The organism is Bacillus fonticola (genome assembly GCF_012955605.1).
GTDB classification, from domain to species: domain Bacteria; phylum Bacillota; class Bacilli; order Bacillales; family JC228; genus Bacillus_CG; species Bacillus_CG fonticola.
In genome coordinates this window covers 2,766,928-2,793,191 of the sequence record NZ_CP052135.1, presented here as the reverse complement: position 1 = coordinate 2,793,191, position 26,264 = coordinate 2,766,928, and the positions used below count along the sequence as shown (strand labels likewise).

General features: G+C 44.1%; 19 protein-coding genes. 10 read left to right on the top strand and 9 right to left on the bottom strand.

Translation table 11 applies throughout. From position 1 onward, the window contains the following. The first annotated feature begins 417 nt into the window (after positions 1–417). The 3 genes from HHK01_RS13710 to HHK01_RS13700 all read left to right on the top strand — a co-directional run bounded on the left by HHK01_RS13710 (position 418) and on the right by HHK01_RS13700 (position 6,743). On the top strand, positions 418–4,278 hold the full coding sequence (locus HHK01_RS13710; protein WP_228027584.1) for a S8 family serine peptidase: 3,861 nt from the start codon (positions 418–420) through the stop codon (positions 4,276–4,278). A gap of 372 nt (positions 4,279–4,650) precedes the next feature. Continuing rightward, a complete protein-coding gene (locus HHK01_RS13705; RefSeq protein ID WP_170008303.1) occupies positions 4,651–4,947 on the top strand; it encodes a hypothetical protein in 297 nt (98 codons plus the stop codon). Positions 4,948–5,657: 710 nt separating this feature from the next. Continuing rightward, positions 5,658–6,743, top strand: coding sequence for an AbrB family transcriptional regulator (locus HHK01_RS13700; RefSeq protein WP_170008302.1), 1,086 nt, complete (start codon positions 5,658–5,660; stop codon positions 6,741–6,743). A gap of 394 nt (positions 6,744–7,137) precedes the next feature. Here the strand turns inward: HHK01_RS13700 and HHK01_RS13695 are convergent, their stop codons facing one another. Both HHK01_RS13695 and HHK01_RS13690 read right to left on the bottom strand, forming a co-directional pair. Continuing rightward, complete coding sequence (locus HHK01_RS13695; protein WP_170008301.1) at positions 7,138–8,280, bottom strand: amidohydrolase; 1,143 nt, start codon at positions 8,278–8,280, stop codon at positions 7,138–7,140. Positions 8,281–8,359: 79 nt separating this feature from the next. Further along, positions 8,360–8,824, bottom strand: a complete 465-nt coding sequence (locus HHK01_RS13690; RefSeq protein ID WP_170008300.1) for a YwpF family protein — start codon at positions 8,822–8,824, stop codon at positions 8,360–8,362. A 345-nt stretch (positions 8,825–9,169) separates the two neighbouring features. Here HHK01_RS13690 and HHK01_RS13685 point away from each other — a divergent pair, with 345 nt between their 5' ends. The 3 genes from HHK01_RS13685 (at position 9,170) to HHK01_RS13675 (ending at position 10,699) form a co-directional block, all read left to right on the top strand. Continuing rightward, a complete protein-coding gene (locus HHK01_RS13685) occupies positions 9,170–9,556 on the top strand; it encodes a single-stranded DNA-binding protein (protein ID WP_170008299.1) in 387 nt (128 codons plus the stop codon). A gap of 88 nt (positions 9,557–9,644) precedes the next feature. Continuing rightward, complete coding sequence (locus HHK01_RS13680; RefSeq protein ID WP_170008298.1) at positions 9,645–9,989, top strand: hypothetical protein; 345 nt, start codon at positions 9,645–9,647, stop codon at positions 9,987–9,989. Positions 9,990–10,291: 302 nt separating this feature from the next. Beyond that, positions 10,292–10,699, top strand: a complete 408-nt coding sequence (locus HHK01_RS13675) for a hypothetical protein (RefSeq protein WP_170008297.1) — start codon at positions 10,292–10,294, stop codon at positions 10,697–10,699. Positions 10,700–10,920: 221 nt separating this feature from the next. Here the strand turns inward: HHK01_RS13675 and HHK01_RS13670 are convergent, their stop codons facing one another. From HHK01_RS13670 to HHK01_RS13645, 6 genes are all read right to left on the bottom strand, one after another. After that, positions 10,921–13,731: a DEAD/DEAH box helicase gene (locus HHK01_RS13670; RefSeq protein ID WP_228027583.1), complete on the bottom strand. Its 2,811-nt coding sequence runs from the start codon at positions 13,729–13,731 to the stop codon at positions 10,921–10,923. Positions 13,732–13,767: 36 nt separating this feature from the next. Further along, complete coding sequence (locus HHK01_RS13665; RefSeq protein WP_170008296.1) at positions 13,768–15,315, bottom strand: hypothetical protein; 1,548 nt, start codon at positions 15,313–15,315, stop codon at positions 13,768–13,770. Positions 15,316–15,489: 174 nt separating this feature from the next. Continuing rightward, entirely contained in the window at positions 15,490–15,891 is a 402-nt protein-coding gene (locus tag HHK01_RS13660; RefSeq protein ID WP_170008295.1) for a coiled-coil domain-containing protein, read from the bottom strand. Positions 15,892–16,165: 274 nt separating this feature from the next. Then, positions 16,166–17,833 (bottom strand): alkaline phosphatase, encoded by a 1,668-nt coding sequence (locus HHK01_RS13655; protein ID WP_170008294.1) that lies wholly within the window; start codon positions 17,831–17,833, stop codon positions 16,166–16,168. Between the two features lie 94 nt (positions 17,834–17,927). Next, on the bottom strand, positions 17,928–18,209 hold the full coding sequence (locus tag HHK01_RS13650; RefSeq protein WP_170008293.1) for a hypothetical protein: 282 nt from the start codon (positions 18,207–18,209) through the stop codon (positions 17,928–17,930). Positions 18,210–18,225: 16 nt separating this feature from the next. Beyond that, positions 18,226–19,008: a hypothetical protein gene (locus tag HHK01_RS13645; protein WP_170008292.1), complete on the bottom strand. Its 783-nt coding sequence runs from the start codon at positions 19,006–19,008 to the stop codon at positions 18,226–18,228. 124 nt (positions 19,009–19,132) lie between these two features. Between HHK01_RS13645 and HHK01_RS13640 the strand changes: the two genes are divergently transcribed. After that, on the top strand, positions 19,133–19,852 hold the full coding sequence (locus tag HHK01_RS13640) for a WecB/TagA/CpsF family glycosyltransferase (RefSeq protein ID WP_170008291.1): 720 nt from the start codon (positions 19,133–19,135) through the stop codon (positions 19,850–19,852). 36 nt (positions 19,853–19,888) lie between these two features. Here HHK01_RS13640 and HHK01_RS13635 read toward each other — a convergent pair whose 3' ends face one another. Continuing rightward, entirely contained in the window at positions 19,889–20,839 is a 951-nt protein-coding gene (locus tag HHK01_RS13635; RefSeq protein ID WP_170008290.1) for a hypothetical protein, read from the bottom strand. A 273-nt stretch (positions 20,840–21,112) separates the two neighbouring features. Between HHK01_RS13635 and HHK01_RS13630 the strand changes: the two genes are divergently transcribed. From HHK01_RS13630 to HHK01_RS13620, 3 genes are all read left to right on the top strand, one after another. Beyond that, positions 21,113–22,672 carry an N-acetylmuramoyl-L-alanine amidase gene (locus tag HHK01_RS13630; protein WP_170008289.1) on the top strand — a complete coding sequence of 520 codons (1,560 nt, stop codon included), beginning with the start codon at positions 21,113–21,115 and terminating at the stop codon, positions 22,670–22,672. Positions 22,673–22,743: 71 nt separating this feature from the next. Further along, complete coding sequence (locus tag HHK01_RS13625; protein ID WP_170008288.1) at positions 22,744–24,639, top strand: S8 family peptidase; 1,896 nt, start codon at positions 22,744–22,746, stop codon at positions 24,637–24,639. Between the two features lie 568 nt (positions 24,640–25,207). Further along, entirely contained in the window at positions 25,208–26,194 is a 987-nt protein-coding gene (locus HHK01_RS13620; protein WP_170008287.1) for a C40 family peptidase, read from the top strand. The last annotated feature ends 70 nt before the right edge of the window (positions 26,195–26,264 follow it).

The window sequence follows — 26,264 nt, the reverse complement described above, 5'->3', positions numbered from 1 at the left end:
CTATATGGAAAGCGTCTTTTGCATGAATCCATTAACTATTCGATCAATAGGTTTACAAACCTGCTTACCTTCTATTCTTCCACAAAAGACATCATCAAATGTTTTCCAACACCTGACAAAACCTTTATCTAATAGAAAAATATTTCGACAACGTATAACGTTTTACACATAAAAATTCGACATTGTAAGTGCATACAACTAGGTACCCAGTCTTGGAAACTATTCGGATACCACTTTGGATATGGGTGAATAGACCTATTATTATTTTGATTTGCGAAATAGGTGGAAAAATGTGACGATTTTCATAGAAGTTTGTCGCGGGATACTGTGTCAAAGGTTACTAGTAAATAAGTAGTATAGGTGATAGGATAATAGATGTAATTTTCAAAACCTTACAGCATAGGGGAGGAAAGAGGATTGAAGAGAAAGCTAAGTAGAATCACAGTGTTAGCGATGGCATTCCTCATGATGCTATCCAGTGCAGTTTCGGGGGCACAGCTAGATAATAAAACACCCCAGGACCGCACGCCGAATCCAGTATCAAATGAAGTAAAGCCTAATCCACAGTTTGATCCGAACGAGCTTGTTCGTGTAGTTGTCGAGATGGAGGACGAACCATCCATCGCAGAGGCAACACGGCAAGGGAAAAAATTCAAGGATTTACCGAAACAAGCGAAAGACAAAATGAAAGCTGACAAATTAAAAGGGCAAGCAGCTACTAAATCGAAAGCGAAAGACAAAGGGGTAAAGCTCAAAGAATACGAGAGCTTTACAACTATTGTCAACGGATTCAGTGCAGATGTCTCGTTCAAAGACATAGAAGCCCTGAAGGAAATTCCTGGAGTTGCGGAAGTATCGATTACAAATGAGTATCAACGTCCTGAAGCAACACCAGAAATGAAGTATTCTAAAGAACTTGTTGAAGCACAATCCGCATGGCGCGATTACGGGTTTAAAGGGGAAGGCATGGTAATTGGAATCATTGATACGGGACTAGACCCATCCCATCGCGACATGGTATTAACCGATGACTCGACAGGAGCTTTAACAGAAGCAGAAGTGAACGAAGCCGCTGAAGCCTTCAATCTACCGGGAACGTTCCGTACTGCGAAAGTTCCATACGGTTATAACTACATGGACGATAACCAAGAGATTCGTGATATTGCACCAGGAGCTTCCATGCATGGGATGCACGTTAGTGGAATTGCAGGGGCTAACGGTGACGAAGAAAATGGTGGAATCAAAGGGATCGCACCGGAAGCGCAACTACTGGCATTGAAAGTGTTTGGGAATGATCCAGAAGTGCAAACCACATACGGAGACATCTACATTAAGGCGATTGACGACGCGATCAACCTAGGTGCGGACGTCCTTAATATGAGCCTTGGTTCAACAGCTGGGTTCGTATCGGCAGATTCACCTGAACAAGAAGCGATCAAACGTGCGACAGAAAACGGAATTATGATGGCCATTTCGGGTGGGAACTCAGCAAACTTCGGAAATGGATGGGCGAATCCTTGGGCAGAAAACCCAGACATCGGTGTTGTCGGATCGCCTGGTATCGCATACGATTCTTTACAAGTGGCCTCTCTAGAAAACTCATATGTTGAACTAGACGCTGTCAACTACACAGCAGGCGCTGAAGCAGGTCAAGCTGGCTACAACGTGTCAGGAACAGTTGACCCGAACACGCTGGAACAGAAGACATTTGATCTTGTCTACGCAGGATTAGGCACACCAGCTGACTTTGAAGGGAAGGATTTTACAGGGAAATTTGCGCTCATTCAACGTGGAGAATTTAATTTCACTGCTAAAACATTGAATGCACAAGCGGCAGGGGCAGCTGGTGTCTTCATTTATAACAACACGGACGGTACGATCAATATGGCGGACGATCCGGCGATTGAGATTCCTCATTTGTTCATGAGCAAATCCGATGGGGACAAATTGGCCGCTTCTTTAACAGCCGGAGAACAAGTGCAAGTCACCTTTGCGGGAGAAAAAATAACAGCACTAAATAGTGAAGCTGGCAAAATGAGTTCTTTCACTTCTTGGGGAACCACACCAAATCTTGATTTCAAACCTGAAATCACTGCACCAGGTGGACAAATTTTATCCACTTTGGAAAACAACCAGTACGGAATCATGAGTGGAACATCCATGTCAGCCCCGCACGTTGCCGGTGGATCTGCTCTTGTGTACCAACGCATTGACGGGGAATTTGGTTTAGAAGGTTATGACCGTATGCTTCGCGCGAAAAATATTATGATGAACACAGCATCACCACTTATCGATAAAGGAGCTGTTAACAGTGCTTTCGCTTGGGACCTACCATACTCCCCACGTCGCCAAGGGGCAGGCGTGATGCAACTAAACAGTGCATTGTCTACACCAGCTATGGTCACGAACAAAGAAACTGGAGAAGCGAAAGTAGCTTTGAAAGAGGTTGGAGACCAATTTGGCTTTGATCTTGAGCTAGAGAACTTCTCTAATGAAGAAGTGACATATGACGTAACAGCAAATATTCAAACTGATTTGGCTGCTTACGGTTCACTTGGTTGGGATGCTGACGGCTTAGAAGCACAAGCATTAGCCGATGCGGTAATTACCATTAATGGTCAAGAAACTGAAACGGTAACGCTAAAAGCAGGGCAAAAGCGCAAAGTGAAGGTAACAGTTGATGTAACAAACGCTAAAGTAGTTGAGCCATCTATTACTGGAAACTTTGAAGCTACTGTTCCTGTAGAAGACGTGTTTGAAAATGGTTACTTTGTAGAAGGGTTTGTCACATTTACAGATCCAGCAGACACGAACCCTACATTGAATGTTCCTTACATGGGCTTCAAAGGAGACTGGAACGACCCGAACATTTTTGACGGTACGGTGTATGATGAAGAGTCTTTCTATGGAGCTGCAGGCGCAGTATACAGCAGTGGAGGCTATTACTACCTTGGTTACAATCCAGTAGACGGTAGCTACACGAAAGAAAACTTGGCCATTTCGCCGAACGGAGATGGCGTACAGGATCAAATTATTGGAATCATTTCACTCCTGCGAAACGCAGAGCAAGCGGAAGTACGCGTACTAGATGAAGAAGGCAATGCACTCAGAACGATTCGCTCAGAATTCGATCTACGCAAGCACTATTATGATAGTGGACTCGCCCCAACGTACTCGCTAGATCCGGGTCGTGCATGGGACGGGAACATTAATGGGCAGCTAGCTGAAGACGGAGACTATATTTATGAAGTGCGTGCTCGTTTGGATGAAACAAGAGAATGGCAAAACTTCCAACTTCCTGTCCAGGTAGACACGGTTGTACCAGAAGTAACTGCTTCGTTTAATCCAGAAGAGAACACATTTACTGTGCAAGCAGTAGACAATGAAGGCGGCTCAGGCGTTGCGTATTACATGCTTGTAGCAGATGGAACTGCACTACCTGAACTCTATTCTGCAGAACAAACAGAGCTTGATCTCCCTGAAGGAGCATCTGCTGACGCAGAGTATAGTGTGGTAGCCGTTGACTTTGCTGGAAACGAGGTAGCAAGTGAAGTCACGGTAGGAGATGACCGTGTAGCTCCTATCGTTCGTTTGACAGAGCCTGAAACACTATCTGTATATAACACAAATGAATTAAACTTCGTTGGAACTGTGGAAGAAGAAGGGGAACTGGCGAAGTTAACGATTGCAGACCAAGACATTCCATTTACGTACAACGAAGAAGCCGGTGTATATGAATTTGACACGACGCTGACATTTGAAGACGGTGTCAAAGACTTCCGGGTTGAAGCAGTAGATGCATCTGGAAACGCATTTGACTTTAAACGTACCATCTTTGTTGATTCGACAGGACCAGAACTAGAAATCGATGGTCTCTCATCTAAAACGTACGTTAAATACAAAGAAGCAAACCCCGTCGTAGATGTGACTGTAAAAGACAACTTCGACGAAATCCGCTTCTATTTGAACGGAAACGAACTATTCTTCCAGCAATTTGAGCAACCATTTGAAATGCGTGCCTTCGAAAAAACTTTTGAAGATATTGAGCTAGAACTTGCAGAAGGTGAAAACGTATTTGTATTTGAAGTCTCAGATGTCGCCGGCAACAAAACAGCAAAAACGGTGGAACTCTACAAGCTAAAAGAGGGCGAAAAACCACCAAAAGGCGATAAAGAAAGAGTACCTAATCCGGGAAAAGGAAAAGGACCTGGTAAACCAGATAACCCAGGAAAAGGACCTGGTAAACCAGATAACCCAGGAAAAGGACCACAGAAATAAGCACCTCTGTAAAGAGCGAATCCGCCATTATGCGGGTTCGTTTTTTTTATTATGGAGTAATAAGCAGCAATCGAGATCAACGCGCGTGATAGAAATCTGCATGATCAGCTGCAGAATTGACGACGCGGGAGCTGAATTTGCGTTCAGGGAGAGAGGGATCCGCGACATGATGCAGGCATCGTCGTTCAGCGCCACAAAACCCATTTCCAGTAGTAGTTAAACTTGGCGTATTTTGTTGCTTCACACTATATTTCCTAACTAAACGACTGATTAAAGAGTGTGTCTTCACAACTTATCCATTCTCGTTAGAAAAGGTTTTCATTAAACGTTTGATCAAACAGGAAATAGTGATGTAAAACTGATACTGGGGTCGTGCATACGTTAGGACAGGCTGAACATCCGCGATCAGGAGCAGATATCCGCGATCAGGGGAATATATCCGCGGTCAGGAGCAGATATCCGCGATCAGGAGCAGATATCCGCGGTCAGGAGCAGATATCCGCGATCAGGAGCAGATATCCGCGATCAGGAGCAGATATCCGCGATCAGAGGCAGATATCCGCGATCAGGAGCAGATATCCGCGATCAGGGGAATATATCCGCGATCAGGAGCAGATATCCGCGGTCAGGAGCAGATATCCGCGATCAGGAGCAGATATCCGCGATTAGGAGCAGATATCCGCGATCAGGAGCAGATATCCGCGATCAGAGGCAGATATCCGCGATCAGGAGAATATATCCGCGATCAGGGGAATATATCCGCGATCAGGAGCAGATATCCGCGGTCAGGAGAATATATCCGCGATCAGGGCCAGATATCCGCGGTCAGGAGAATATATCCGCGGTCAGGGGCAGATATCCGCGATCAGGAGCAGATATCCGCGATCAAGAGAATATATCCGCGGTCAGGAGCAGATATCCGCGATCAGGGGAATATATCCGCGATCAGGAGCAGATATCCGCGATCAGGGGCAGATATCCGCGATCAGGAGAATATATCCGCGATCAGGGGAATATATCCGCGATCAGGAGCAGATATCCGCGATCAGGGGAATATATCCGCGATCAGGAGCAGATATCCGCGATCAGGAGCAGATATCCGCGATTAGGAGCAGATATCCGCGATCAGGAGAATATATCCGCGGTCAGGGGCAGATATCCGCGATCAGGAGCAGATATCCGCGATCAGGAGCAGATATCCGCGATCAGGGGCAGATATCCGCGATCAGGAGCAGATATCCGCGATCAGAGGCAGATATCCGCGGTCAGGGGCAGATATCCGCGGTCAGGAAACAAATCTGTTGAATATTACGGAACTCGAAATTTCTAAGCAATTCCCTTTGTGTCCTGTGCTAAAATAAAGGAATGGAGGGATGGGCATGAGGTCGGTTCAGGCGGTTCTCACTACGTTCGTTATCGCAGTAGTTTCAGGGGTAACTGCGAGTTTCATAGGGGTGGTACTTCCATGGTTATTGGGGCCTTTGTTGGCGCTATTGATCGTAAAACTGTGGAAGCCAAATATAGCGTTACATTGGCCGGCGTTGCTTCGTAGTGTGGGTCTCCTCATTCTCGGGATCCAATTGGGGAGTGCTTTTACAAAGCAGGCTGCAGCACAAATGGGAGTCCTGTTGCCATATATGATGATGACGACGTTAATATTGATTGGCTTCTCAGTCGGATTAGCCCTTTTATACGCCCGTCACACAGGTGTTTCAAAGAGTACTGCCTTGCTTGGTAGCTTTCCAGGTGGGTTGAGTCAAATGGTGATCGTAGCTGAAGAGCTTGAGGAAACGAACGAATCCCTTGTTGCTTTCATGCAGACGTTCCGAATCTTGCTCGTTATACTTGTCGTGCCATTGATTGCGTATGCTATTTATGGGGACAATGGATCGGGTGCCACTAGCGATGTGAATGTAGTGAAGATCACGGAACTATTTGTAGAGCCTTCGATGCTGCTTGTCCTCGTCATCGGGATGCCTATTGGTATTATACTAGGGAAAAAGATAGGCCTTCCCATTCCGTATTTACTCGTTCCTATGTTGCTTGTTGCAGTAGGGCAAATTGCCGGAATTCCTGCCGACATGCAAATTCCGGGGGGTGTTACTGCGACTGCCCAGTTATTGCTCGGTGCCCATCTAGGCGTAAGTATGCGACTAGATAAATCTATGTTTACGTGGCGTATTATACGAGATACAGTGTTTACAAATATCTCCTTAATTGTAGCGTGTCTTGCTATAGCAGGTGCGCTTTCTAAATGGTTTGGATTTAGCTTTCGTGATAGCTTTCTTTCGGTGGCTCCAGGTGGTGTTACAGAGATGAGTATTACAGCCATCGCGATTGATGGGGACTTGGCGATCGTGACGAGCTTCCATCTGTTTCGAATTTTCTTCATCCTGCTCGTTGTGACACCTTTGCTCAAACGGTACATGCAACGAAAACAAATACGTAATTTATCACCACAATGATTCGATAGACTCATCTTTTCCCGTTTCCTTACGCAGAAGGTGACATGAAACATGACCTTCTTGCGATGGCAAAGGGATTGAACACTTCGATTGAGCTTGCGGTAAACGCGTCAGATGATGTATTACTCGTCCCAGTATTTACAAATGAACGGTGCAACGTTTGATTCAATGCCGTTGGGCTTATGAAAGGTGATGGGGCCGGCTTTAAGCCATATAATCCTGTTACTCGGGCGCCATTAGCAGTAGTCGTTTCCCGCATGATCGCTTTGGAATCAGCGGTGGAAATTCAACTAGGATTAACCAGATATTGTTGAGTTTATCCAGCGATAAACCGAAAAATTGAAAAAGGCTGCAGAACCGGAAAATCCCGTAATTCTGCAGCCTTTTTGACTAGTTAGTTCCCATACACTTGTTTCCCCTCAATGTACGTTGCGTGCACTTTCGTACGAAGGTCAAAAGGATCGCCACTCCACAATACAAAGTCTGCTTCTTTGCCCACTTCCAGAGAGCCAACACGTTTCTCCATTCCGAGATGTTCGGCAGCATTCATGGTAATCCCCTTCATCGCGCCATCCGGGGTCACTCCCGCTTTTACTGCTAAGATTGCACTGGTCATTAAGTGCTCGATACCGACGACAGGGTGGTCTGTCGTAATGGAAAACGGAATTCCTGCTTGTTCCAATTGGACGACCGTATCCCATCCTTTGTCCGTTAACTCTACTTTGGAGCGAGTAGACATCGTTGGTCCTACAGAAACTTTGACACCACTGTTCTGTAAGTGTTGAATGATTTTGTGACCTTCCGTACAATGCTCAATCGTCACATCAATAGCAAACTCCCGCTGAATGCGTAGGACGGTCATAATATCTTCTGCCCGGTGCGCGTGCACGCGTAGTGGCATGTACCTTTGGAGCACTTTGGCAATCGCTTCTTTGCCCAAGTCTCGCGGTACGGTGCCTTCTTTCTGTTTTTGGATGTAATCTTGCCCTTCTATTAATCTCTCACGTAATAATCCAGCCACACCCATGCGTGTAACAGGCATCTTTCCTTTTGCGCCATGTACGCGTTTTGGATTTTCGCCTGTCGCGGCCTTCAAACCGGAGTCTTCTCTTATGAGCATATCATCGACGACAGTACCTACCGTTTTAAGTACACTCATCGTACCACCAATAACGTTGGCACTTCCAGGCATAATTTGTACAGTGGTGACGCCAAACTGTCTCGCATCAGCAAAGCCCTTTTCCATCGGGTTGATACCGTCTAATGCACGAATGTGAGGGGTCGCAGCATCGCTCGTTTCGTTAAAGTCTGCTCCAGGTTGTCCAATCCCTTCCTCGTGCACACCAAGGTGTGTATGCACGTCAATGAGTCCTGGAGTAATCGTGAATCCAGTCGCATCTATCACTCTATAGGTAGCTGGAACATCTACATTTCTCGCTACTGCCTCAATGTTCCCATCTGTTGCGACTAGAATTGTTTCCCCTGTAAGTCTTGTCCCATCACCGATGTACCCGGTTGCGTTTGTAACGGCTAGCATATAACACCAATCCTTCCCTATCTCTCGCTATTTTTTATTGCATGAAACGATCGCTTTCATGGTGTGAAAAATAAATTGTTCATGTTGTAGTGGTAGGTTTCGGTGGAACAGGTTTTACTGTCACCTTTGTAATGGGTTTGGAAGCATGTATTTTGTTCGTAAATGATTTGAGGAGTTCTTCGCCTTGAAGACCGTCTTTGAGTAATTGAGCGAGTAGCAGCTCAGCGTATTCGTGTTTCGCATGAATAATGTGTCCTCTAAACAACACACTTACTAAGTCATTGATACGCTGCACATTGCGTATTTGCACTTGAAAAGGGGCAGGAGCGTTTGTTGGCTTTGTGATCACGGCTTGGACAGTCAACCATTCACCACTTTGACAAACTCGATCAAATGTGTCGACATGTTCGGTCGTCGTATAAGCTTCCAATATCCAACTGTTCTCTTCAATTTCTCTGTTGATAATGAGCCCATCCAACAACTCCGTGTCTGTTAATGTATCGCCATTCATGAATTGCAACGAAACAAGCTTAAAGGTTTTCATGGACATGACCTCCTACAATAATGTGGGACTCCGTTGCCGTACGATGTTGTTCGTAAGTATACCATAGTCTGGAAGGGGTTCGGAAGGCAAAACCACCTCATCGAAAAAAAGTTTTCAGAACGGACAAATTTCTCTGAAAACCGAATCTGGTATGGCGAAAAGAGAAAATTGATTGAGACGAAACGGGGATTTTACAAATAAGAGACTCTATGAAAAAGGGAGAATCGCGATTTTGCAATTCTACTAAAACGAGTTAGGATACATACACAAGCCATTCGCCCCCGTCCCCCTCCGTTCTATGGTTAGGTGAATGGCTTGTAAAACTGACAAAAAGGAGGTAGCCCATTGATTAACCAAGTGACAGTTGTCGGGAGGTTAACGAAAGATCCTGAACGAAGAGCCACTTCTGACGGAACATCTGTCTCGAATGTCACGCTTGCTGTCAATCGCTCGTTTACGAATCAGCAAGGAGGAGTGGATACGGATTTTATCCCTTGTATTTTATGGAGGAAGATGGCTGAAAACACGGTCAAATACTGCCGAAAGGGTTCGGTTGTAGGTGTTGTCGGTCGTATTCAAACACGCAACTACGAAAACCAGGAAGGCAAGCGTGTCTATGTGACAGAAGTAGTCGCTGAACAAATCCGCTTTCTTGGTGGCCAATCGACTACAGAACGTAACGAATCCGCTAACTCCGATCGCTCGTCTATCGAAGAAGTGCTGCTTCCGTAATTACACCTCAAGAAAAGTGATCTAAAACAGCAGCTCACTATGTAACCAGGCTCCCTACACCTAATGAAAATAGAAAGGGGAAAAGTGAATGAACTCATCAAATGAAGAACAAACGATGGCGATGGTAGAAGCACTCGTTCGATACACAGGTAAGCTTCGTGAACGGGTGGAAAACGTAGAACAACGAATGGACAAGGCTGAGAAAGTTGTTTATTTACAAGAACAAGAGCTTATGAAGTTACAAGAAAGAGTGAACGAGCTAGAACTAGCCGCGGCGACTCACTATGGCGAATTTCCGGCAACTAACATGCAAAGGGTTAGGTTAGTCGGTGCAAGTGAAGCAGGTAACCCACGTTCTAGGGTGGCGAACGTTTTGTTTCCTTGGGGTGAACCAATGAATGTAAAGAGAAACCCACGTATTCCTCCATCTTAAGTAAGAGGTAGTCCTCCCGCATTCGTTTCACTGTCTTCTCCAGTGTCGACAGAACGAGTGTCTGTTTCCTATCTATAATAAAGGATAAAATTCCAATTTGCCTTCTTCTTGCCGACACCACTTCCTCTGTCGGCCTTCTTTTTTGTTGAGTTTCAAACCTGCACCGTGCAAATTGCCTCTTCCACAATTCGACTTTTTTCATTCTAAAGTGAAAAAATTGTAAAAGTAAGGAGGACTATGGATTATTATGTAGAAATGGTCTTTATTAGGTATAAAGACATATGACATAAGGAGGTGAGGGGATGTCGAAAAGGATGTGTGCCCATTTTTTCTTTCAAAACGAAACGACTACATTGCCACAGAATCAATGGCGAACAAGACAAACCCATTTTGGTGATGCTGTCTTACTAAAGTTGAAAACGGCAAAAATTCTATCCCCATTTGTTCAATCGTTCAATGTGAAAGATGGAGAACCACTTTATCTTCCAGGAGATTGGTATGCCGTGAGCGGGTATGTGCGAGTCGAATTTACAGAGATAGATCGGAATTGGTCAGTATACCACACCACAACGTCAGGTTATGAATTAACGATGAAGGAAGCAAGCCTGGTGTATACATCGTTTGCTTTAGAAATAGAAGGATCTTTTTACACCGTTCGTGGCACATTTTTGAGGACGGGTAAATTTGTACCAATCTATATAAAATCTTGAATTTGAGAAGTAAACAAAAGTAAATATTATGCATGAAATGAATAAAAGGAGTGGGAAGGCGCTAATTACAACAATAAGTGAATGAAATGTGCAGCATGAAGACGCCTACCACCAACCGCTAATAGGGTCACCACAACATAGGATAACCGCTTCGGGCTCATCCATTTTATTAACTGTCCATCACAAAAAAACAACTAAGAAAGGAAGCGCTATGCTCCTTCTTAGTTGTCGAGTCGAAACAGTGCATGTAGTTCGTCATCGGATAATTCGGTTACCCAATGTTCTCCTTTTTCTAACACTTGGTCGTTGAGCGCTTGCTTTTCTGTTAACATGCGGTCCACTTTTTCTTCTAGTGTGCCGGTGGTAATGAATTTGTGAACCTGGACGAATCGTTTTTGGCCAATCCGGTAGGCTCTGTCTGTTGCTTGATTTTCCACGGCGGGGTTCCACCAACGGTCAACGTGGAATACGTGATTGGCGGCTGTTAGATTCAGACCGGTTCCTCCAGCTTTTAGGCTAAGAAGAAATATAGGGAATTCATTTTCTTGGAAGGAGGCAATCCAGTCATCCCGCTTTGCTTTAGGTACACTACCGTTTAAGAACGGGACCTCGAGCTTGTAGCGATCGTACAGCACTCTTTGAAGCAATTTGCCCATTCCGATGTACTGCGTGAAAATGAGGGAAGACTCTTTTTCCTCTAAAATCATATCCAAGTAGTCCACAAGCTTTTTGATCTTTTCAGAACGGTCGATAATATTTGCCGCTTCGTTCTCTTTTAAATAGATGGCTGGGTGATTGCATAATTGCTTTAATTTGCCGAGAAGTTTCAGTATGAGACCTTTTCTTTGCATGCCTTTGACGGTTTGTAACGTGTGCATCGTGTCCTCTACGAGCTGTGCGTAAAGAGCAGCTTGTTCTGCTGTTAACTGAACGTATTCTTTCTGTTCTTGCTTCTCGGGCAAACTAAGGCTAACCGCTTCATCCGTTTTTCGTCTCCGCAATAAGAACGGACTGACGAGTTTCCGTAGCATGGCGAGCCTTTCTTCGTCGTTGTCTCCTTCGATTGGTTTAACGAACGTATTGGCAAAGGCACGCTTGCTGCCTAAGTAGCCATGGTTAAGGAAGTCAAAGATGCTCCACAATTCCATAAGGCGGTTCTCAATCGGTGTGCCAGTGAGTGCAATATGGTGTGTTCCCTTTAAGTTGCGAACCGCTCTCGATTGTTTCGTCTCTGCATTTTTAATGTTTTGCGCTTCATCCAGTACGACGGCATCCCAGTCCACTAATTGCAAAGTTTCTTGATCATTTTGTACAAGGCCGTACGTTGTAATGATGACGTCGTGATTTTTGGCAAATTCCCCAAAGTTTTCTCCCTTTTCCCGTCGTGTTCCGTAGTGAAGCCCACACGAAAGGGAAGGGGAGAAGCGTGCTAATTCCCGTTGCCAGTTGCCGATGACCGATGTCGGTGCGATGATGAGAGACGGTTTCCCTTCATGCTTGTTATGTTCTTTCACTGTGAGTAAATACGAGATGAGTTGAACCGTTTTCCCCAGCCCCATATCATCTGCTAAGCATGCGCCAAATCCGTATTCCCGCAGTGTCAATAACCAACTCATTCCCCGTTGTTGATAGGGGCGCAGTGTGGCCTCCAACGTAGCCGGTACAGGAAGCTCGGGAACAGCCTCTACCTTTTGTAACTGGCGAATCATGCGGTCGAAGTGGTGGTGTACCCGAATATCGATTTGATTCAAGATGTCCTCTTCGTTGTCTACTGTGTTCGCTTCTTCACCGAGCAAATGGCGCTCCACCACATCTCGAACATGAATTCCTTCCTCAGAGGCTTCTTTCATGAGCGCCTGAATTCGTTCGATAAACGCGGGATCAAGCTTCACCCACTGCCCATTCCAGTTCACAAGCCGCCGCTTTTGCTCAACTAGGCTACGAAATTGGTCCTCAGAAAATTCCACGCCGTTCATTGCAATACGCCAGTCAAACTGTACCATCGCATCAAGCCCGACAAACGATTTGCGACCACTTGTCGGATCCTTTACGTCTGCCTTTAAGCGAAGCTGTGCATCTTTAATTTGCTGCCACCAAGAAGGAAGCAGAATTTCTACGCCAAGTGCGAGAAATAGTTCACTCTCCGACGTCAAAAACTGCCATGCCTCATCCTCAGTGAGTTGCGTAACAATACCACCTTTTTTATTATCCAAGTAAGGAGCTACCCGACACCAGCGCGTTAGTTCTTCTTTCACTGCCTCTTCATGGGCAGCAAAAGCGCTCGGCAACTCTCGAGAAAACTCGATCGTCTCGGTTTCGGTTTGGAGGAAAGTATGTAGCTCCCAAGGCACGCCATCTTGACTTGGGTCTTCTAAGCGAAGACCGAGCGTAAAGGGGAGGGGATCGTCCGTTTCTCCAACCCATTGTTGAAACCGAGTGCGGTCAAAATAGTACATGGCACGGCGACGCTCTTCAGGTCGATCAGAGAGGGCTTCTTGTAGCGCGCTAAATCGGTCATAGCTCTCTAACCATGTTTGTGCAGCCTGTTGATACCATTTTGTGACAAAGTCTTTAATCGTTTGCCCGCCGGATTTAGTAAGCGTTTCGGGTAAGTGTCGCTGCCAATGGGAATCAGGAAACTCAGACCAGATCCTCTCTGGTACTTGCCATATAACCTGTTCACCCTCTTGATGAGGGGCTAAATCTAAAGAATGAATGGCTTCCTTTAGAACAGGCGCTGTGGACAGCATGACTTCTGCTTGTTCATTCCATTTCCAGTCAACTAACATATTAAAATACTCGTTTGCAAACAGTTCTGTTGCGTGCCAAGCTGGGAGAAAAACGCCTTCTTTGCCGTGGCGTTTATAAGGTGTAACGTGTGAGCCGTAAAACGAATGTGGATCCCACTGAAGAAGAAGAGGCGCCCATTCATTTGTAGGAAACAAACGCCCATCCACGGATTCTGACCAAAGAAAGACGTCATTACGTTCCGTTAATTCTGCTAAAATTGGATAGTCCATTACATGAAGCATGACGATTGCCTCCTCGTGCGGCCAGAGTATGGTTGATTAAAAAGCATGCTGTAATCCTTCCGTCAGCTCTTCTTGAAAAGCGCGTAACCGCTTTGTCTTATATTTCAAATGCTGTAAATAGGTTTGAAATCGCTGCTTTTCTTGAACGGAATCATAAAGCTTCTCGAGTTCCCGCAGTAAGGAAACGGCATACCGGTAGCTAGTGCGGTTTTTTGCATGAATGGCGCGGTCGATCCACATATGATAAAGCGGCAACAAAGCTTCCGGATCTTTCTGTTTTAAGTCTTGGTAAAAGTGAGTTGAGAGTTCGTTCTTCTCAATTTTTTGCAGACGTAATAAATCTACAGCGTCACGCCACTTACTTTGGTAAGCGAATAAATCGAGTAACGCATTGCTTTCTAATGGGTAAATGGAGATGAGAAACTGCTCAGTTACGGCAACATCTTGTTTATCTTGTTCCGCGTGTATGAGGTCAAAGAGAAAACCGCAAAGCATGGATGCGATTTTCTCATGGATATTCCGTACAAAAGAATACTGCTGTATGAACCAGTACAAAAGCGGACGGGCTTGCACAGGTCCATAGCGCTCAATAAAAGATTGTAGACAAGTGAACAGCAAACCTAGATCTAGCTGTTGTTGTTTTAAAGAGTCGAGAGCTTGTTGCGCATTTCCTCCAAGGAAGATCAGTGTGACTTTTGCATATTGAAGAGCTTCGGAATCAACATCCTCCGTAAGCGTCTCCTCCACCCATTGTTGTTCATCGTCTAAAGGAAGAAGGGTGTCGAACAAATCCTTCCACAGAAAATGGTACACATAGAAAGAAAGTGTAGCATGGAGGAGTAACAAATCACGCGTATGATCACGCAAAGACATAAGTAAAGGTCTGTGTAGAGATTGATATAAGCCACGAGTATACGTATCGACAGCATCTGTCAGCCGTTGTAACGTGTAGTATTCTATATAATCACGGTCATCGTCTTGAGGGAAACTGGCGCTCTTTTGAAAAAAGTATAAACAGGATGCGATCCGATACAATTGCCGTTCGCCAGCCATGTGTGGGGTACTCCAGTCTATTTTTTTGAACCAAGTCATGCCGCCCTTTGAAATGTTTTTCCAATCTAACTGATGAGACTCCCACTCTCGGTTGAACCGACGAATCCAATTTTCGTAAACGTACGTTTTTCGCTCAGGAACTGCTGACTGCTGCTTCTTTGAGGCAAACCACTCATCCACCAGCCGCGACTGCCCTTTTGCCTTCCATTCCTCAAGCCAATTAGAAGGAGAAGCAAGGTGACTATAGCCGGCAAAAAAGACAGACATCTGATGACGACAAACCCCTTCGTGTGGGCATTCACATGTACTTTCTTCGAACGCAAACGGTTGTAGAAGCACCTGGACCGGCGTCACATCTTGCACGGTCGCCTGAATGGCACTGTCCTTCGTCACGTGCATACGGGAAACGACCCCTTGTCGATACAATAACAACCCTTTTTGCACGAGCTTAGCGTGCTCCGTATCATTGGCGTTCAGCTGTTCTATTAAGTAGTTGGATAAATGCGACATTGGATGCGTATACTCACTCAATAATTTCCCCTCCCATTCCACAAAAAACGAACGTGAAGCGTCCTGCTCCCCGGCACTGTTTTTCGCAAAACTAAAACACCGTACAAATTCCATCCTTCCATTATAAAAGCTTTTTACCAATAATAAAAGAGAGGCACCGCTTTTCGTAGCGGAGCCTCTCTTACTGTCTCGTTTTTAGTCCTTTTTGGGTTCATTTAAAGATGATGTAGAGCGAGTTTCCCGAATGATGCCAGCCTGTTGAAGGTGCATTTCGTGTGTCCCGATCGTCTTGTAGAGGAATTTTGTGTTGTCTGTTTGATTTTGAAGCTGACCTTTTACATCGACCATGTCTTCTTTGTATTGATTTTCGAATTGATCAAAGCGGTTTTCAAGCGTATCCATGCGCTTTTCAAGAGTATCCATACGCTTTTCAATTTTGTCGAAGCGTTCGTTAACTTGTTTAAAACCATTTTTCATGTTTTCGTCTAACTTTTCAACTTTGGCGTCTAATTTTTCAACTTTCGCGGCTAACTTTTGCATGTTCTTGTCTAATTCACGAATTGCCTGCATGACTTGCTCAATTTGTGAGGGGGTCATAGTAAGTTATCCTCCTGGAATGTAGAATGGTCCGGTGGAAGTGACGATGTTTTTTCATGAGGAGTACACGGTGGGAAAAGACATTTGTTCAGAAGGAATTTTAGAAATCTTGCTACTTCACCCCCCTTAACTTTGTGAGTCTATTTTACCCTATTCTATGTAGAAAAGGAAGAGGAATTGACATGGATCAACATAAAACGACAGGGGGTATTGAAAGCGTAAGGAGGTGCTGAGTATCGAGTGTCAGCACCTCAATCATCAACTTTTCTAGCCCTTATTGTCTCGGTAGCCCCTCGTTTGGCAAGTAAAAACGACCGTTTATAAATACGGTAACGCCAGGTAGCTCCACCTGATTTTCGCCAATGAGCACGATGTTTTTGTTTGCCGGAAAACGGAGTGTAGGGAGGCCCCTTTTTGAAGCGACGAGAACTATGTTTTCGCCGTTAGTATCCGCCAAGTGGGTATTGTAACCATGATCGCTGAGCCATGCATTCGCATCGACGAGTAAGGCGCGTGTGGTCCCTTCAAGTGACACGCCGAGATGTTTGGCCATCTTCTTCGGTAAATCGGTGTTATCCCACGTACCACTCCAGTTTCCATCCCCGCCGTACGCATATAAGACGACATCCTCACCAGTGTGTCCATGCGTTGTAAAGCCGAGATGAGCTCTTTTGGCAAGAAGGGTGGTGAGAGCATTCTTCATCGCCGTATCGCCTTCGTATGCAGCAGTTTTCAGCTGATCGAATTCCTCGTCGCTCAAGCCATCCAAACCATACGCCTCTGCCACTTCTTTAACGTTTGAATGGCGTTGATTTAACAAACTAACGGCACCCTCCACCGTATGTGTTGCTTTCTTCAAAGGATCAATGACTTGATTGAATTTGGTAGTCGCATACGTTTTGTTTGTTTCTTCATTTCCGATAGTGAGCCCACTGTTTCCATGATCTGTGACGACAACGAGCTCGGTGTTTTGATGAGTCTTCGCAAAATTCAACGCCCGACCTACAGCTTCGTCAAAGGCGAGCACTTCACTTACAATTCCAATGGGATCGTTTTGATGTGCAGCCCAATCCACTTTGCTTCCTTCTACAAGAAGAAAGAACCCTTTTTCACTCGTCTCTTCCAAAACATTCAATGCCTTTTCAGTCATTTGCGCTAAGCTCGGCTGATCGGAGTGGGTCGCGATTCGGTCAAAATCGTATAGCATATCGTCTGTGGAAAAGGCACCCCAAATGTGAGCGCTACGAACCTGTGCTAACTCCTGTTTGGTTTGGACGAGAGAATACCCTTTATTGCGAATGACTTCGAGTAAATTTTCACCATCTGTCCGTCCTGTGTTTTTTGGCAACATGGGAATCGATTTGAGCTCTTTATCGGCTCCCTGACTATTTCTTTTCTCCGAATTTTGCGTTGGGACGAGTGACTCTACACCACCGCCCATGACGACGTCCATCCCTAAATACACTTGTTGCTTGGCGATGTCTTGAAATTGGTTTCGATTCATCACATGGGAACTGAACGTAGCCGGAGTCGCATGCTGTACCGGTGCTGTAACAACAAGCCCAGTTCGGTAGCCCTCCAGTTTGGCAGCCTCCATGATGGTAGCGACCGGTTTTCCGTCTCCGGTTGCCGCCTCCCCACCAGGCACGATCCCCACGTAATCCTTAAACGTCTTCATGCCAGTGGAAAGTGCAGTCCCCGCCGCAGCAGAATCTGTCACGATCGACGGTTTGGAATACGTCCGAACGAGCCCAGTCGCCATCTCATCCAACACGAGCGGTTCCTCTTTGTACCAACGAGCAAGTGTCGTAGCCGTTTGATTCGTTCCGTCCATAATCATGAAGATGACGTTGCGCTTTTCAATTGGAGTCGCCTGGGTGGGGTGGGGGAGGAGGGTGGTGGAGACGAGCAATATAATAAGTAGAAACACTTTGTTAAACATGAATAGCCCTCCTTTTTCTTGTAGCTTTTCCAAAGTGTGAAAAAGGATGTACGAATAAAGGAGTGGCTTTTAGTCAGCCACTCCTTTTGTCAAACTATTCAATGGAGAGTACCTCTAAAGGGCTCTCATCTTGTGTTTCACCTGTTCCTTGATCAATTATATTTTGTTTATCTCGCCCATCATTGTCACCAATATCGTCTTCTTCTTCCACAGTTAAAGGTTCGTCTTCATTTAAGCTGTCATTTGTGCCCTTTTGTTCCTGTAATGGCGATTTGGCAGGAGGAGAGGACGAATCCAACATAATACTCGGCCACAGTATGGCATTGATTAAGAGAAACGAAAGGATCACTGTGCTAATTAAAGATTTCTTCCACACGTTTGATTACCTCTTTCTACGGGAGTTTGTATGAGAACGAGTGGGTCTTTTGATCTTCAACATTATAAAAAGTAAGGGTAACTATGTCTTTTGTTTGTAAACTTGGAGAAGACATGCGGAAGGTGTTATTTCCGATATACTGCAGGAATTTCCCGTCAATGGCAACTCGCTTTGTTTCTTGTAAGGCAACAACCTCCATCGTTTCAAAGTAAGAGGTGCTAGAAAGTGTGACTGTAACCCCGTCAGGAAGCTTATTTTTTTCTCTCTGGATTGGTTTTTCACTCACGGGGTCGGACCCTTTTTTTTCTTCATCTACCCCTTCATTTTCTAGTTCATTGTTAGAGAGAGGGCCATCATCAAGTGCTGTATCGCGCTCATTAGCTTGTGGAGAAGACACAGCTTTTTCCTCTTCAGAGGGTTGAAATAATCGGAAAGGCTGGATAATCCCTTTTTCGATTAAGTCCCAATTAGAAGCTCTAACGCTGGAATTGACAATGAGCTCATAGGTTCTTCTAGGTTCATAGGGAGCAAGTGGCACTACTCGAGCTGTTTGATAAGAATTCGTAAATTGTAACTCAGTTGGATGAATTTTCCCTTGGTCATTTACTATGTAGATATCCTTTGCATCCGTACTTTTGGAACGAATAGACTTTGAGAATGTGATGATCCATTCCTTTTGATTGTCTTTTATTTGTCTAACGTCCCATGTTTCCAACCCTTCTTCTGCAAATAAAGATCTGACAGGGAGGAACACCCATAAAATGAGCAATAAGACGACTAAATAAGGGGTTCGGTTCAAAGGGATTTGCTCCTTTCTCCATTTATTTTTCGATTGAATAGTCTCTTCACACAAAGGTATTGTTTCGGAAATGGACATTTCATTGTACAATACACTCAAAACGATGAAAGAAAGAGGATATATAATGAAAGAGTCCATTTTAGGAGTCGACGTTTCTAGAGTCACGTACGATTCATTAGCGGAAGCATGTATGCGTCACATTGATCAACAAGAAAACACATTTATTGTCGCGGTCAATCCAGAAAAAATAATGAAGGCAAAACAAGACGACTCATTACGTGAACTAATTAACAGCGCTACTTACCAAATTCCAGATGGGGTCGGAGTTCTGATCGCTTCCAAACTCGTAAAAGGTTCCGTTCATGAACGAGTCACTGGAGTCGACTTTATGCTTCGGTTATGCGAAGAGGCTGCTAAGAAAAACAAGAATGTGTTTTTATTTGGCGGAAAACCTGGTATTGCGGAACAAGCAGAAAAAGCGCTTCTAGAAAGGTTTCCATCTATTCGCATAGTTGGGACTCAAGATGGCTACGAAAAGGATCAGAGTAAAGTCATTAAAAAGATAAACGCATCAAAGGCTGACATTGTGTTTGTAGCGATGGGTTCTCCTAAACAAGAGACATGGATACTTCAACACATGAAGCAGTGTCACGCGACTGTGTTTCAAGGGGTGGGGGGATCTTTTGATGTCATCTCTGGAAACGTGAAACGAGCCCCTGATGGTTTTCAAAAAATTGGGTTAGAGTGGCTGTACAGACTTTTGAGAGAACCTTGGAGGTTGAAAAGACAACTAGTCCTTCCGAAATTCCTTCTAACCGCTGTTATCCATTCAAAAAAGAAGTAGCCCTCGAAACAAAGTCCACATATTTGTGGACTTTGTTTAATTTTGTTTGTTTTTTCCGATTTGTACTACCACACGTGATAACGAATTCTCTGCTAAAAATTGCTCGAATAAGTCAGGTTCCCGAATTAATTCATTAAGAGAGAATGTTTGGGAAGTAGTCTCGTAGTCAAAAGACTCTTCAATATAGTTGAATTTTTCATCGGGCTCAAATACTTTTAGTGTGACTTCATCATGGAAGCTTCTATCACGGTCTAGGACTCTTACACGAACATCATAAATAGATGGCATATCCGTGAAACCTTGTGAAAAGACAACCGTTCCATCTTCTTCACGAGTGGCGTTCGCATTTCTTCTCCACAAAACTTCTCCGTTGGAAATGATCTCAACCTGAACATCATTGATTTCGTTGGAATCAGATACAAAGATGTCGATGTTCGTAAGTCCAGCTGTATCGTCTTTGCTTTTCTGTTGAATTTCGATGGCTTTAATGTAACGTTTTGGCGTCGTGAAGTATAAGTCCTTTGTGCTAGCCTTATCTAAATATTGTTGAAGCACATACTCTTTTTTCGAAAAAAGAGTATTTAACGTAGTGGTTTCTGTTGAAAATGTATCTTCAATTTCTTGTTTGTATTTCCCGTTTTCTAGTTCAATTGAATAAGCGGGAATGGTAAGCTCATACGTTTCGTCAAACTCTAAAGGATCTTCGGGAGTAATGATGAGAAATTGATCCTCAAAGCGAATATCCTCTAACGGAATCCGTTTCCACGGCTTCTCTTTATTTAAGCGAATGCCAAAATTGTTTACATCTACAATATCACTGTTAAATTCATATACATATTGCGATGAGACGTACGTTTTTTCCTCCCCATCAGGGAATGCCCGCAACAATGCTGGGTCCGAAACTGCTTCGGAATGGTTCGATCCGACTATTATTCCTACGCTAATCGTGAGCATAAGGACGATACTCATCGTGCGAAATAGCTTCATCAAATTCCTCCAATGATTATAGAAAAAGTTTCCTCTATTATACTATTGAAACCACTTGGTGGGTAGAAGAAAAGATGATGAATTCGACACTCAACCCTTCATGGAATGGAATGTGCTTACAAAAAATGTCGAACAAAAATGAGTCTTCTGCAAAAAATGACAAAGACTATCAAAAATAGATATAAGGAATGATGTTTCACAGAAATCAGTTGTGATATGATGTAGGAAACTGTCGAAAGGGGAGCTGTTATGCGTCATCGGAGGCGTCGGGTGATGGCATGTGTCCTTACTGCTAGTTTACTAGTCCCTACCTCATTTGCAAGTGCAGATGAGCATGTTGAAAATGCAAATGCTGAAGAATTTGAACAGCAACAGGACGAACAACAAAGCGGACAAACCATCTCTGATCAGGCAACGCAGGAAACTACTAGTGAACAGACATTTATGGCGAGCTTTGATGATATCGTTGCGAAAATGTCAACAAATACTTTTACAGACGTCGGGAATACCCACAGAGCGAATGCAGAAATTTACTATCTTTATTCTGGAGAAATTGTAAACGGAAAATCCTCCACACAGTTTGCCCCAGACGAAGTAGTGACTCGTGGGGAAGCTGCCGCCATGATTGGTCGTGCCCTCTCGTTAAGTGGGGAGCGAACCGGAACAGAATTTTCCGATGTAGGTTCAGGAAATTTTGCTTCCGGCTATATTCAAGCAGCAGCTGACCGCGGAATTATCTTTGGATACCCGAACAACACATTTCGTGCCTCTCAACCTGTTAATCGTGGAGAAATGGCGATTATGCTTAGTCGCGCATTCGCATACGGTGCTGATTCTTTACGAGTGGCTACTCAAGTGCTAATGGAAAAAGGCATATCAGATGGGAAAGAAGATGGAACATTCGGGGAAAAAGAATCTATTAAACGTGCAGACTTTGCCGTTTTTTTGGCCAGAAGCGTTTTGCAAGATTTGCGTACAAAACCTGGACAACAATTTGTTGAGGAGTACTTCGTAGATGCAACAGCGCTAAATTTCAGAATGGGACCCACTACCAATTTTGCGAGTGTTGCTCAACTCTCTCCAAATGACAAAGTGAAAGCCGCATACCCGATCGGCAACTGGTACTTCGTTCAAGACAGTGCCGGGAGAAAAGGGTTTGTCCACCGTGATTACCTCTCCAAAACGGAGGTCGGTGAAACTGAAGAACCGAAACCGGGTACTAGTGAAGAGAAAACTATCGTGTTAGATCCCGGTCATGGAGGCTATGATTCTGGGGCTAATTCTGCAGGATATAGTGAGAGTGAGATCGTGCTAGATGTCGGTTTAAAGGTGAAGAAGTGGTTGGATAAAACGCCTTTTAATATCGAAATGACGAGAGACACGGATAAATTTATTTCTTTGTCTAATCGTTCTGACTTCGCTAACAACTTGAATGCGGATCTGTTCGTGAGTATTCATGCTAATTCATTTAATGGATCCGCTGAAGGGACAGAAACGTATTACTATACCGCAAATGAGAGAACGAATGCGAGTAAAGCACTTTCTACCTATATACAGTATCGCCTGCTCGAGGCATGGAACTTAAGGGACCGTGGAGTAAAAACAAAATCGTTCGCTGTTATTAGAGAAACATCTATGCCTGCTACACTACTTGAGCTAGGGTTTATTGATAACGAAAAGGACCGGGAAAAATTAATGTCTTCTACTGAACGGGACCGTATAGCAAAGTATATAGCGATTGGAATTCTTGATTATTACTATCAATATGAAGGACTAGATGTACGCGACCTTTATGATGAATTCCAAGCTTCCCCTTCACCGAAGCGCCATTAAGTATCTAAAGAGAAACTGTTCAACAGTTTCTCTTTTCTTTACAAGAAAATGAAAAAAAGAGGATGAGAGTAGTGCAACCAACAGGAAAGTTAATGTTGACGTTTATGTTGCTCGTAAGTACATTTGCGTGGCAACCGATGGGATCATTAGCAAGAGCGGCTGATAGTGATGAGTTTATACTTGAGTATGAAGGAAAGTTAGATGAAGAGAATCTTCAAGATTATGGAGTGGAGATAGTAGATGTCTTTCCTACTCTAGGTCTTGCTTCTATTATAGTCGAGAAATCTGCGATAACTTCCCTAGTAAATGAACAAGGTATAGTAGGCATCTACGAAAATAAAGATGTACAATTACAAGGGTCTCAACAAGTATCATGGTCTTTTAATAAGATTGAGCAGCCTATTATGGAACAAGGCGGGCAGACAGGAAAAGGTGTACAGATTGCTGTGCTAGATACTGGGATAGATACAAATCATCCGGATCTTATCGTAAAGGGTGGAATGTGCGCCCTAAATAATTGTGACAGCTACGATGATGATAATGGTCATGGCACACACGTTGCAGGAATTATAGGTGCGGAGGATAACGACATAGGGGTAAAGGGTGTTGCACCAGATGCGGATATCTTTGCAGTTAAAGTACTAGATGAAATAGGGGAAGGCTCAAGTTCTTCTATTCTTTCTGGGATTAACTGGGCCATTGACAATGACATGGACATTATCAATCTAAGTTTAACGACAAGTGGCAAAGACACAGCCTTACAGAGAGGGCTTGCTAAAGCATATGAAGCTGGCTTGCTTATAGTTGGGGCTTCAGGGAATAAAGGAGATGTTGTGGGGGGGAGTGATGTAGCGTACCCAGGTCAATTCGATTCGGTAATAGCTGTCGGGGGAATTCAGGATAATCTAGTAAGAATGTCCAGCTCTTCGTACGGACCTTCATTAGAAGTAGTGGCGCCTGGCTCAAATATTTATAGTACAGTTCCTACCGAATTGGGTAATGGGTATGCCTATATGTCAGGAACATCGATGGCAGCCCCTCACGTCAGTGGAATGCTGGCTCTTTATATGGAAAAGATACCTAATGCAACAAATAAAGAATTACGTACATTATTACAACAGAATACTCTCGACTTAGGAAGACTTGGGCGAGATGACGAATATGGGTATGGGCTTGTGCAAGCTCTAGAAACTGATTTACAAGAGGATGATTCAACAGTCAGTTTAATTTCCACAGCAAACGGTAAGGTGGAATTTCTTATAGGGGAAGAAGGACAAAAAGAATATACAATCTATCGCAATGGGGAAGAAGTGGTACGTTCTACAAACACTAGCTTCCTAGATTATGTGTTAGCTGGGGAATACATGTACGAGTTTTCTGTAGAAGGCGGTGACGGTGTAACAAAAACGTATACTCGTAATGTAAACGTCCTAGAGCCAAATTTTACAGATTTAACAATGGGCAAGTGGTTTACGCCGAATATGATTTATTTGTACAATGAATCCATTTTGACAGGTTTTGATCAATACTCTATGAAACCAGGTCAGATCGTAACGAGAGGACAAGCAGTGGCTATGATCGGACGTGCGTTAGGGTTAGATGGTCAAAAACGAGCTACTTCGTTTGCAGATGTAGGAAGCCAGTACTTTGCGTCGGGCTATATACAAGAAGCGGTAGGAGAGAACATAGTAACCGGTTTTCCAGATGGTAGTTTTCGTCCAAATGATAAAGTCACTCGTGCAGAAATGGCTATTTTACTAGCGAAGGCATACGAGTTAGCTGAACCAACAGAAACTAGTTCGTTTAAGGATGTTAACGGGATCACAGCGGAAAAAAACATTTATCAAATAGCGGAAGCGGGCATTACCCAAGGTTATGAGGACAATACGTTCCAACCTTTTCTACCCATGACACGCGCTCAGTTTTCTGTGTTTCTATCACGAGCAGAAAATGAAAATTTCCAATAACCATGTACTGCCCTCGAATGGATAATTTTCGAGGGTAGTTTTGTTTCGGAAGGCTCTTTTCGTATCCTTTGTTGTTTTTATTAAACAGTTATCTCATGATGCGACGTAATGCAAATTCATAGTGCCTGAATACCGCTCCGGAAATACACTACGCTTGTTTTGAACTACTACTTAGTAAGGGGATTTTTTTATCGCCGTCTGTTCGTTGATTGGAGCAGAAGGCGGCGACTCCTGCGGGATCAGCGGGACAGGTGAGACCCCACAGGCGCTTGCGCCGAGGAGGCTCACCGCCCGCCCCGCGGAAAGCGTCCGCCTGCAGCGGAAATCAACATAGCAGTACGTCGCATCATATGGCTACTGTGTAATGAGATTTCATTAATAAAGCAACAATCTTTTTGAAAACAGTCTTTCGGAAAGTAGCCAATAGAGAAACGTTTTGTCGTTTTTTAGTAACTGAACTGTAACACAAGTGTAAATTCCCAAAGCAGTGTTATCTGGTAGACTAGCCGTAGAAGAAAAAGTAGAAAAACGTCACTCTATGGCGAATTGAGATAACGAGGTGCGAGAAATGAAGAACATCCTGAAGAAATTTGTCGTAGGTGCGATAGCGATGGTGATGCTTCCTTTCGCGACAGAACAAGCGTTAGGAGCAGAAAGCACTGAAGTGGTAAAAGAATCGAAGGAATACATAGGTGTACCGTACCAGTTCGGTGGATCATCACCAACAGCGGGGTTTGATTGCTCTGGATTTATTAAATACGTACTAGATCAAGTAGGCGTAGATGTACCCCGAACATCCGCAGCACAATCTACTATTGGAACATCAATTAGTAAAAATGATTTAAAACCAGGTGACCTTATTTTCTTTGAAAATACATACAAACCCGGAATCTCCCATTCAGGATTTTATATAGGGAATAACCAATTCATTAGTGCCACCAGCAGCGGGATAAAGATTGACTCAATGGACAATCCTTACTGGGCTCCGCGATTTGTTAAAGGGGCACGCCTTAGTGGTGTGTCGTATGAATTGAATTTTGCAGATCTCTCCAAAGATCATCAAGCATATAACGCTATTATGGCATTAGCCGATGAGAAGGTGATTAACGGTTTTGACAATGGCCAGTTCCGTCCAGAAAGCCCAGTCACTCGTGGACAAGCAGCAGCCATTATGAATCGGGTGTTAAAGCTAGACGGTTCAGGTGTAACGAATTTTCCAGATGTAAGTCCAAACTTGAGTTTTGCTAAGGATATTGCAGCTATTAAAAAAGCAGGCATTATCCAAGGATTCACGAATGGCACGTTTCAACCATCGTCATACATGACTAGAGCAGAAATGGCTCTTATTGTCGATAGAGCATTTGAGTTGAAAGGAAACAGTGCACACATAGCTAGTGTAGTATATTCAGATATTGCTACGAACTATTACGCATATAGCGCCATCTCAGCTTTATATGCTAGTGATAAAACATCGGTCTTTAAAACGCCTACATTCCGAGCAACAGACCGTGCGACTAGAGCAGACTTTGCTGCAGCAATCTATAGTGCCAAATAAAATAAAATTAAATTAAATACATTCATAAATCCTAGGGGTCGAACCTTTAGGATTTTTTTGTATCACTAGA